The organism is Aquicoccus sp. SU-CL01552, assembly GCF_040365005.1.
In the GTDB taxonomy this organism is placed as follows: domain Bacteria; phylum Pseudomonadota; class Alphaproteobacteria; order Rhodobacterales; family Rhodobacteraceae; genus Antarcticimicrobium.
The window spans coordinates 1-2906 of sequence record NZ_BAABWV010000039.1 but is presented as its reverse complement, the minus strand read 5'-3'; the positions used below and the strand labels follow the sequence as shown (position 1 = coordinate 2906).

The window sequence follows — 2906 nt, the reverse complement described above, 5'->3', positions numbered from 1 at the left end:
ATCTGGACCAATCTGGCACAAGTGCCGTCAGGAGGGGCTACCCAACCCATCATCAAGGTCGTCCCGCGCCTTCTCATCCGAAGGTGCGGGACCGAAACAACTGCTATTTCAACTGCATGAACCACTGAAGGTCCTGATGCCAAGTTGCCAAAATCCGATCAATTACCCAGCGCGAATCGGAAAATTGGGCCAGTTCCGAGACGATCTTCTCCAGTCCGTGGTTGCCCAGCAGGACCCCGGCCCGCTCGAACAGCAATGGCTGGGCGTGACGTGGCAGCAGCTCTCCAGCCCAGAGAGTATGGTCAATGAGCCAAGCAATAAGCTGGGGCTCATATTCCTTCTGCTTACTGTGCTTTTCGAGAACGCCTACGAGGGCATCATAATGATCGAACATGCGCAAGAACTTGACCCCGCCGCCCGAGACGGATTGGCTACCGTGACCGATTCGGTAGACATGGGTGTGATAGGTGGTGAATCCGATGGATTCGGCCGAGAGAACCACATCCCAGTGGAATGGGTTGTCTTCATAAGCGTAATCTACCTCAACGAAGCGCAATCCTTTGCTATTAAGGAAATCTCGGCGGTATATTTTGCGCCAAGGCACGGCGCTGACACGCAGCAACCCAGCCTTGAGGTCACACAGCATCCCGGTTTTGATGTCAATTTTTTCCAACTTCTTCTGATCGCCGTGGACGCGGCGTTCGGAAGATGGCACATGATAATCCCAGCACCGGTTGAGGACGAAATCATAGCCGCCTCGGTCTAGCTCCTCGACTGCCTTGAGAAATTGGTCAGGCACAATCCAATCGTCAGCGTCAAGGAATGCGACGAATTCACCGCTGGCATGTTCAATACCGTAGTTCGCTCCGCAAGCAACACCACCGGGTGTGTTGGTACTAAAGCTAAATACCTTGTAGCTGACCTTGCCATCCTGCACTGATGGATGATCGTGCAATGACTCTAGGATTGTGCCAGTCCGGTCGGTCGACGCATCGTCGACGACAATCACCTCGATACCATAATCATCATTTCCCTGCAAACAGAACAGGCTTTGCACGACAGTCCGGATATACGCTTCGGCATTATACGCCGGCACAATGATCGAAACAGTCTTGGTCATGGCGCCTCGTCTCCCAGAAACTCCTTAAGGCGTTCTGCCACATCATGATCGGTACTCTGGAGGTAGTTGAGAACATCCCCTTTGTAATAGGCCCGGCACATGCTTTGCGCCTGCGTTCGGAAATCGGCCTTTAGCCCCTCCGGCAAGATGCCGTCTACCCAACCCCAGACATCGAAGAAGAAGCGTAAAAAGATCGGGTAAAACATCCTCAGATGTTCATAGCTGGCAATACAATCCAACGTCTGCGCCGACGCATCCAGCAGTTGGAAGCGCCTGGAATCGGCCTTGTCGGTTGCCCGGTCCCGCCCCGGCAACCGGTTGTGGATGTAGAGCGGTGGGTATTCCAAGGCAAAGAACAGCCGCTCGGCCAGCATCATGGAAATCCAGTGAAATGGTATGTCCTCATGCAGTGCAAGTTTGGGAAAACGGATGTTGTGACGTATCAGAAGCTCGCGCCGGTAAATCTTGTTCCAAGGATAGTTAACCTGCATGATCATAAACGGAACCTGCCAGAGCGCTTTGACCTGCCCCCCCCCGCCATGCGCTTCAAGGCGATCCCACAGCGTCTCGTCGATGGGTGACATCTTGAAGCTGTAAGGGGCGTCCTCTGCGTCCTGAAAATGATACTTGAACACGGCGACATCAAAGCTGTGATCCCGTATGATTTCCTCAACATAGAAAAAGAAAGCATCGTCCAGAATGTCATCGGAATCGAGAAAACATACATAGGTTCCGTGGGCGTTTTCGATGCCGACGTTCCGCGTCGGTCCTGGCCCCATGTTCTGCGCATTGCGCAGCAACACCAATCTTTCGCCGAAACACTCCTTGTGCGGCGTCAAGAGATCAATATCAGATTCTGTCGATGCGTCGTCGATTACAATGATTTCGATATCATAGTGGTCCAACACGTTCGACAGACGGTCAAGTTGTTTGGAAACATTGTCATGATCATTGAAGCACGGAATAATTACTGAAAGCATCATGAAATATCCGCCTAAAGCGAAACATAGCGGATTCGCGAAATTTCCAACCTGAAAGGGCCGCAATTGAACAGGACGTTCAAACTGTGCGGGGCCAAAAGGTCATCGCCATGGATATTGATCAGCAGGAAGGTCGAGGAGAATTTGGGCGAGAAAACTGCCACGCGGTTGGGTTTGTAGTCCGTGCCCGAGTATTTGTTCCTGACGAAGACTTCGGGATAGATGCTGCGATCTGCCTCGACGTCGAAGCGCACCGCGAGGACGCAACGGGGGCCTTTGGGTCGGACCGGCATTTCCAGCGCCATCCAGTTTGCGCCGGAAACGGTCTCATCAGCGTCGATGACGAGGGCATTGCCTTCGTTGGAAAGGAAACTTGTCCGACTTGGACTGTGCTCGGGGAATCCAAGCGCAATCTGCGGAGTCACGAGTTCATAGGCCTTGGCTTCAGGGGCATCCGGATTGAGTACCAGATCAATATCGCGTACAAAAGAACCTTCGTTCAGCGAGTAGAGCTCATCGGCGAGGCTTTGCAAGAAGGAGGATGAGGGCATGAAGAAAGCGGCTCCAGCTTGTGATAAAACGAATTATTTAATGTTTGCCGACACATGCCTCTTGGAGGCATGTGTCGGCAGGAGTGCTCTCAACGCGTACATCAGCTTCCCCGCCTCTGCAAGCCGCGCTCTGAGCTATCACTATCTTATCGTTCCATTGTGATTAGACCCCGTGATCGGTTTCTGAACAGACTGAACTCTGATGATGGGTTGGGTAGCCCCTCCTGACGGCACTTGTGCCAGATTGGTCCAGAC

General features: G+C 52.8%; 3 protein-coding genes. All 3 read right to left on the bottom strand.

The window, feature by feature from the left end; genetic code table 11:
• Nucleotides 1-103 precede the first annotated feature (103 nt).
• Genes ABWV23_RS22215 through ABWV23_RS22205 form a run of 3 tightly spaced genes read right to left on the bottom strand, consistent with a single transcriptional unit; the run spans nt 104 to nt 2651 of the window.
• On the bottom strand, nt 104-1120 hold the full coding sequence (locus tag ABWV23_RS22215; RefSeq protein ID WP_353351873.1) for a glycosyltransferase family 2 protein: 1017 nt from the start codon (nt 1118-1120) through the stop codon (nt 104-106).
• The gene (locus ABWV23_RS22210; RefSeq protein ID WP_353351871.1) at nt 1117-2103 is read right to left on the bottom strand and encodes a glycosyltransferase family 2 protein; all 987 of its coding nucleotides are present in this window, start codon (nt 2101-2103) and stop codon (nt 1117-1119) included. The genes ABWV23_RS22215 and ABWV23_RS22210 overlap by 4 nt, the downstream gene beginning before the upstream one ends.
• Before the next feature lie 11 nt (nt 2104-2114).
• Nucleotides 2115-2651, bottom strand: a complete 537-nt coding sequence (locus ABWV23_RS22205) for a hypothetical protein (RefSeq protein ID WP_353351869.1) — start codon at nt 2649-2651, stop codon at nt 2115-2117.
• Nucleotides 2652-2906 lie beyond the last annotated feature (255 nt).

What these genes read in the sequence shown, in the direction of transcription:
- ABWV23_RS22215 (WP_353351873.1), bottom strand. Translation starts at nt 1,120, where the DNA reads ATGACCAAGACTGTTTCGATCATTGTGCCGGCGTATAATGCCGAAGCG.
- ABWV23_RS22210 (WP_353351871.1), bottom strand. Translation starts at nt 2,103, where the DNA reads ATGATGCTTTCAGTAATTATTCCGTGCTTCAATGATCATGACAATGTT.
- ABWV23_RS22205 (WP_353351869.1), bottom strand. Translation starts at nt 2,651, where the DNA reads ATGCCCTCATCCTCCTTCTTGCAAAGCCTCGCCGATGAGCTCTACTCG.